Source organism: Hallella sp. (assembly GCF_037460745.1).
GTDB classification, from domain to species: Bacteria; Bacteroidota; Bacteroidia; order Bacteroidales; family Bacteroidaceae; genus Prevotella; species Prevotella faecis.
In genome coordinates this window covers 1-5,661 of record NZ_JAXVAE010000021.1, presented here as the reverse complement: position 1 = coordinate 5,661, position 5,661 = coordinate 1, and the positions used below count along the sequence as shown (strand labels likewise).

Annotated in this window: 7 protein-coding genes; all 7 read left to right on the top strand. The window is 56.4% G+C overall.

Annotated features, from left to right (window positions below; translation table 11 throughout):
• Window positions 1-62: 62 nt before the first annotated feature.
• Complete coding sequence (locus WKK33_RS00365; RefSeq protein WP_337931982.1) at window positions 63-920, top strand: DUF2589 domain-containing protein; 858 nt, start codon at window positions 63-65, stop codon at window positions 918-920.
• A 50-nt stretch (window positions 921-970) separates the two neighbouring features.
• Window positions 971-1,825 carry a DUF2589 domain-containing protein gene (locus WKK33_RS00360; RefSeq protein ID WP_309438748.1) on the top strand — a complete coding sequence of 285 codons (855 nt, stop codon included), beginning with the start codon at window positions 971-973 and terminating at the stop codon, window positions 1,823-1,825.
• Between the two features lie 9 nt (window positions 1,826-1,834).
• Entirely contained in the window at window positions 1,835-3,262 is a 1,428-nt protein-coding gene (locus tag WKK33_RS00355) for a DUF2589 domain-containing protein (protein WP_337931981.1), read from the top strand.
• Between the two features lie 13 nt (window positions 3,263-3,275).
• On the top strand, window positions 3,276-3,707 hold the full coding sequence (locus WKK33_RS00350; protein ID WP_337931980.1) for a hypothetical protein: 432 nt from the start codon (window positions 3,276-3,278) through the stop codon (window positions 3,705-3,707).
• Between the two features lie 17 nt (window positions 3,708-3,724).
• The gene (locus WKK33_RS00345; protein WP_337569384.1) at window positions 3,725-4,381 is read left to right on the top strand and encodes a DUF2589 domain-containing protein; all 657 of its coding nucleotides are present in this window, start codon (window positions 3,725-3,727) and stop codon (window positions 4,379-4,381) included.
• Between the two features lie 18 nt (window positions 4,382-4,399).
• Entirely contained in the window at window positions 4,400-4,624 is a 225-nt protein-coding gene (locus WKK33_RS00340; protein ID WP_215759007.1) for a hypothetical protein, read from the top strand.
• Window positions 4,625-4,636: 12 nt separating this feature from the next.
• Window positions 4,637-5,661, top strand: a 1,025-nt coding sequence (locus WKK33_RS00335) for a DUF2589 domain-containing protein (protein WP_337931979.1), incomplete at its 3' end; no start/stop codon positions are given.

Below are 5,661 nucleotides of genomic sequence, written 5' to 3'. Positions count from 1 at the left end.
TAAATATCAAATATATAACTATAGTTAAGCGATTAATATCGCATCACTAGTAACCTACAATTATGGATTTATCAAAGAAAACCACAAGCACGTTGGAAAGCCTTCCCTTTTACAATCTGATAGGCGGCCCGCTCAACGCCTGCATCAGGGCACAGGCCGAAGCAGCGCAGACCACGGTGAATTTCATCAAGGAAGTGGGGCTGGAGGAGGAGAAGGATGGCGTTACCGAAGCCACCTATGTGCATTTCACCTTTGTGCAGAACGGACGCAAGGTAACCATCAGCGTACCGCTGCTCACCATCGTGCCCATTCCCTACATTGCCATCAACTCTATCGACATCAAGTTTAAGGCTACCGTGAGTGGCGTGGAGACCGACTCGTTCAGTTCTAACTACTCGAGCGAGTACAACGAGAACTACTCGAGAAACTACAAGAGCTGGGGCAAGAGAAAGACCACCAGCCTCCAAACGTCCTTCTCGAGCAAGCACGACTCTAAGTGTACGCAAGACTCTTCGTTCAGCGTTGAGTCGACCATCGACGTGGAGGTGCATGCTGGACAAGAGTCGATGCCGGCCGGTATGGCCAAGGTGCTCGAAATGTTGGGAGCCGCCATGGACCTCGTATCGCCCGATGGAGAGCTCTCGGTCAACGACACCACGTTCTATGTGGAGTCGGGCAAGAGGGCAAGAGTCATCGCACAGTACAAGACACCCAAGGGACTTTACGACTCTGAAGGCATCAAGTGTAAGGGCGCAACAGGCAAGCCTAACGCCATGGACAAGACGATGGAGTTTGAATTGGAAGCAAAAAGCGAGCCCTACGAGATCTCGTGCGGCGACGTGCAGAAGGTGCTGGTGAAGGTTACCGAAGTGGCCGCTCCGACGGCAAAGGCCACATCATCATCCGCAACAACCGCCTAACGCGCCCTCTGGGCCGTATTCCTGTTATTAACTCTTAATCTTACAAGGTTATGGCAACCATTGACACGACTCCTTCCACCATCGCTACCAATGCCTTGCAATCGTTGCCGTTTGGAACACTCATTGGCGGACCGTTGGCGGCCTGTGTCGAAGCGCAGGCCAAGGCGGCAAAAAGCTCATGGGAGTTTATACGCGACGTGGGACTCACCGATAACGGAGACGGCGGGCACAAAGCCGTTTACGTGAACTTTGAGTACCGCAAGGACGGGCGATCGGTGATGCTCAGTCTGCCATTGCTGACCATTGTGCCCATTCCTTATCTGGCCATCCGAGAGATCGAGATCGCCTTCAAGGCGCGTATCTCGGCGGCAGCGTCCACCTCAAAGACCGACCACAAGTCGCTCGCCGTTGAGGCTGGAATGAAATCGAAGGTGGGATTCAATGCGCTTGTGGCCAGCGGCAGCGTGGAAATGAGCACCAGCATATCGAGCAAGAAAGACTCTACCGCCACACGCGACTCCAAGTACAGCGTGGAATACACGATGGACGTGAACGTCAAGGCGGGACAAGACGACATGCCGGCCGGTATGGCCAAGGTGCTGGAAATGCTCAACAGCTCTATCGACTCTATTGACACTAAGGGTGAACTGCACGTCTCCGACCAGGTGGTAAGCTTGGCGGGCGGAGGAAGCACCTACATTTCGTACAAGAACAATGAGGGCTATTATGCGCCCAATGACATCAAACTGTACGAATACAAGGACAATCACGCTGGCACTATCGTCAGTAACGATGACTGCCAGAAGGCCTCCGACGACTCTGGTGTGCTCTGTGTGTTTAAGAAAGAGGGATTCTATTGTGTAAAGGCCGGTGAGAAAATGCTGGTCATCAACGTAACCAAATAGCAACCGACTATGCCAGACGACAAGAACAAAGGCACGGGGACAACTCCTGCCAGCAACACACAGCCCACGGGACAGACGCCCGCAGCGGGTGGCGAAGGTGCCAAAGGCCAGTCTGGAACGGGCGGCGTCAATCTCTTGGGAACCGCCATGGGCGTGATCAAGAATTTAGTTTCGTCAGGTGGTGAAGGCGAGAACGGCAAGGCCAGTAGCGCCCAAGGCGACGCCAAGGGTGGCGAAAGTGGTGCAGCTGCCAGCCAGGGAACCGCTTCCAACGGTGCAAACCTGAACATCGGCGACTTAGAACAGCAGGAGGAAAACATGCTCGGCGCAAATCAGGACGGCACCTCCAGCGGCGCCAACGGCTTGCAATCGGCCTTGGAAAACAGTGAGGCGAGCCAACCTTCGATGGCCGACCAGATCAAGGAACTCAACGAGGTGCAGGTCGACAAGGCATTTGTCGCCGACTCCTTGAACCTGCTTGGAACGCTGTCGTTCGACAAGATCATTGGCAATCCGTTAAGAGCGGCCATCAAAGCACAGCGCGACCTGGCCAAGGAAACGCTTAGTTACATACGCGAAGAGGGCCTGAATGTGGACGAAAAGGGACAAGGACAAATCGTCTACGTCACCATGAGTTTCCTCCGCGACGGCAAACAGGTGAAGATGCGGGTGCCCCTGCTCACCTTGATGCCCGTGCCCAGGCTCTCCATCACAAACATGACTTATACGTTCAAGGCCAAGGTTGATGCGCTGTCGGCGGTGGTGGCGTCGGTGGGAAGCGGTGGAACGCCCATCCTCAACACGACGTCGGGTGGTGGGAGCAAACCCTCCTCATCACCCCAGACGGCCCCAGCGGGCGGCGCTTCAGCCAAGCCCGCCCCTGGCGCAGAGGGCGGAAAAGCCAAGGGCGGCACGTCGACCCAGGCGGCTGCGGCCAAGTCCGACAACGCCTCAGGGGCGATGACGTCGACCACGGCCTCAGCCATGCCCATTGCAACGGACGCGAAAGCCTCGGCGGCGCCGGCCATAGCGGCCAGCTATTCGTCGAAGAAGGACTCGGGTGCCACCCGCGACTCGCGCTACAGCGTGGAGACAACGATGGACATCACCATTACGGCCAGCGAGGGAGAGATGCCACGTGGCATCGACCGATTGCTGGGAGTGCTCGACGATTCGACCGAGGTCATCGACCCCAACGGCACGTTGCAGGTGTCGGCCGACCAGACATCGTTGGTCAATGGCTATGCCGCCATCTCCGTATCGTACCGCAACGGGCGGGGCGCTTACCAGCCCAAGACCGTGAAATGCATACCACTCAGCGGCAAAAAGGCTCCAAGCCTATTGGAGAATGGCGACGAAATGTTGCTCGTCTTCAATGAGAAGGGCGCCTACAAGGTGTCGGCCGACAAGTTGCAACGCATCGTATTCGTATCCTAAAAACCATTTCATTATGGCAAATCTGCAAGTTGTGATAGCCTCGGTGCTGCGCGACGTACTGTTAGCGCAGCACGAGGCTAACCTCCTCACCGAAGCGCTCGCCAAGCAATATCGCGAGGCGGGAGTGCTGAGCCAGTTGAACCTGCCCGCCGTAACCATTGGCGACATGGAACTCTCGTTCCGGTTCGCCATTGCCAACAGCGGCGAGGCGCACGGCGCCACGCCTCACGAGCCAGTTGGCGAGCCGCAGCAACAGTGTGGCGAGGCTGCCGCAAGCGATACCCCGTCGACGCTCGAAAGCATTGCGTCGATGCTGCCCAGCAGCGTCGCGTCGATGGAGGTCATTGTCGATGCCGAACAACTGGCGGCCCTGCCCGAAAGCGTCATTCAAAGCGTTTCGCTCAAAGTGTCGACCCAGGGCGGCGTAAAGATCACCGATTCATAAACCTCTGACCATGCACTATGACTGAAGGCAAACCAAAGAAAGTCAACGAGAGCACTTACTCGATGGATATGAGCCTGGCCGAGATGCTCACCGCCATGATCGAATCGACCATTGCGGCCGACCAGAAAGCGGCCGAGGACTACCTGAGGGTGTTGCGCACCTATGCGCTGGAACCCGCCGACGGCCCTGACGGCCACGAGAAACTCAAGATGGTGGACTTCGAGATGACCGACGCCGACGGCCAACGGCAGATCGTGTCGATCCCCAAGCTGTCGCTGCTTCCATTGCCTGTGCTACGTGTTGCCGAGGCCACATTCGACATGGAAGCGCAGATAGAGATCAACACTTCTGTCAGCGAGAAGGAACAAAAGGACTTCCGAAAGCGTTTTCCGCTGCTCAAGCAGCAACTGCAAACGAAGATCCAGTCGACGCAAGAGGGTGTGGAAACCGACGACGCAGAGATCGAACAGACCATTGCGGCCGCCGGAGTCCGCGTGCGAATGTTGAGGCCAGGCGTAACGCCCAGTGAGACGCAGAAGGATGTGCAGAAGATGACCAACGTGAAGGTACACATCAAACTGGAGCCCGTGCTGCTGCCCGACGGCATGCGCGGACTGCTGCAAGCCACCGAGAACAACATCCAAGTGTTGAACAAGGACCCATTTAATCATTAACCATTCATCCCATTAGCTATGAACAGCAACCAACAAAAGACACCCGGACTGAACTGTCCGAAGTGCGGGGCTTTCATCCCCACCAGCATCAGCGAACTGTTATCAGCCAGCGGACTGCGCTGCCCGCAGTGCCATCTCGTACTCACCATCAATCGACATGAGTCGAAACGCGCGATGGAGATACTGAAGAATGTTGATGAGGCACAACAAAACCTCAAGAAGGCTACATCATTCCAACGATAAACCCACCCTGTTATGCCAGATGGAACCAACACTAACGCCAGTCGGCAGGTCGTGAGCGCCCTCAATTCCATCCCCTTCGGAAACATCATCGGCGGACCGCTGGCTGCTTGCGTGCAAGCGCAGGCCGAGGCTGCGCAGACCACCTTAAACTACATCCGCGGCTTCACCATGACCGAATCGCATCTCGACGTTGAGGGCGCCGAGCCCATCACCGTGAGCTTTTCGTTCCTTATGGAAGGCGTGCCGACACGCATGACGGTGCCGCTCATGACCATCGTGCCCATTCCCTACATGCGCATTGAGCATGTAGACCTGTCGTTCACGGCCGACATCACGGCGTGCGACAACGAGAAGATGGAGGCGAAGTTTGCCTCGGAGGGATACCAGGGCGTCGAGGAGGACGAGAAGTCGGTATCCATGCAAAGCAAGATGGGGGTACACGTCAGGGCCTCGACGGGCGACATACCATCGGGCATGGCGAAGATGCTCGACTTCTTTGCCAACAACCTCGTTGTGCAGGAGACGCTCACCACCAAGGAAGTGGAGGATATGAAGCTTGAGGCAGCGCGCCAACGGGCCATCCGCAAGAACGACATGGTGGAGAAGGAGCGCATCGAAGCACAGCAAGCGCTTGAACGACAGAAGCAAAAGGAGGAAGAACGGAAGAAGAAAGAGGCGGAGGACAAGTACCGCTACGGCCTGATTGCCGGCCTTGTGCAAGGTGTGAAAAAGCGCAAACTGCGCCTTGCCGAGGAAGAACTGAAACGAATACTTCGCGTCATAGAGGAAGAGGAGGCGCGTTGCAACAAAATAGCCGCCCTCGTGGAGGCTGTGAAAAAGCGGCGGGAACGCTTAGACGAAGAGGAGCAGAAACGCAAGGAAGAGGAGCAGAAACGCAAGGAAGAGGAAAGACAACGCAAAGAAAAAGAAGAGCAAGATAAGGCCTCGTCGTCCACTACCGGCCCTTACATCAGGCCTTCCGCCGGCTCATCTTCGGGTTCCAGCGGTACCTATGTCAGGCCTTCCACAGGCTCATC

What these genes read in the sequence shown, in the direction of transcription:
- WKK33_RS00365 (WP_337931982.1), top strand. Translation starts at nt 63, where the DNA reads ATGGATTTATCAAAGAAAACCACAAGCACGTTGGAAAGCCTTCCCTTT.
- WKK33_RS00360 (WP_309438748.1), top strand. Translation starts at nt 971, where the DNA reads ATGGCAACCATTGACACGACTCCTTCCACCATCGCTACCAATGCCTTG.
- WKK33_RS00355 (WP_337931981.1), top strand. Translation starts at nt 1,835, where the DNA reads ATGCCAGACGACAAGAACAAAGGCACGGGGACAACTCCTGCCAGCAAC.
- WKK33_RS00350 (WP_337931980.1), top strand. Translation starts at nt 3,276, where the DNA reads ATGGCAAATCTGCAAGTTGTGATAGCCTCGGTGCTGCGCGACGTACTG.
- WKK33_RS00345 (WP_337569384.1), top strand. Translation starts at nt 3,725, where the DNA reads ATGACTGAAGGCAAACCAAAGAAAGTCAACGAGAGCACTTACTCGATG.
- WKK33_RS00340 (WP_215759007.1), top strand. Translation starts at nt 4,400, where the DNA reads ATGAACAGCAACCAACAAAAGACACCCGGACTGAACTGTCCGAAGTGC.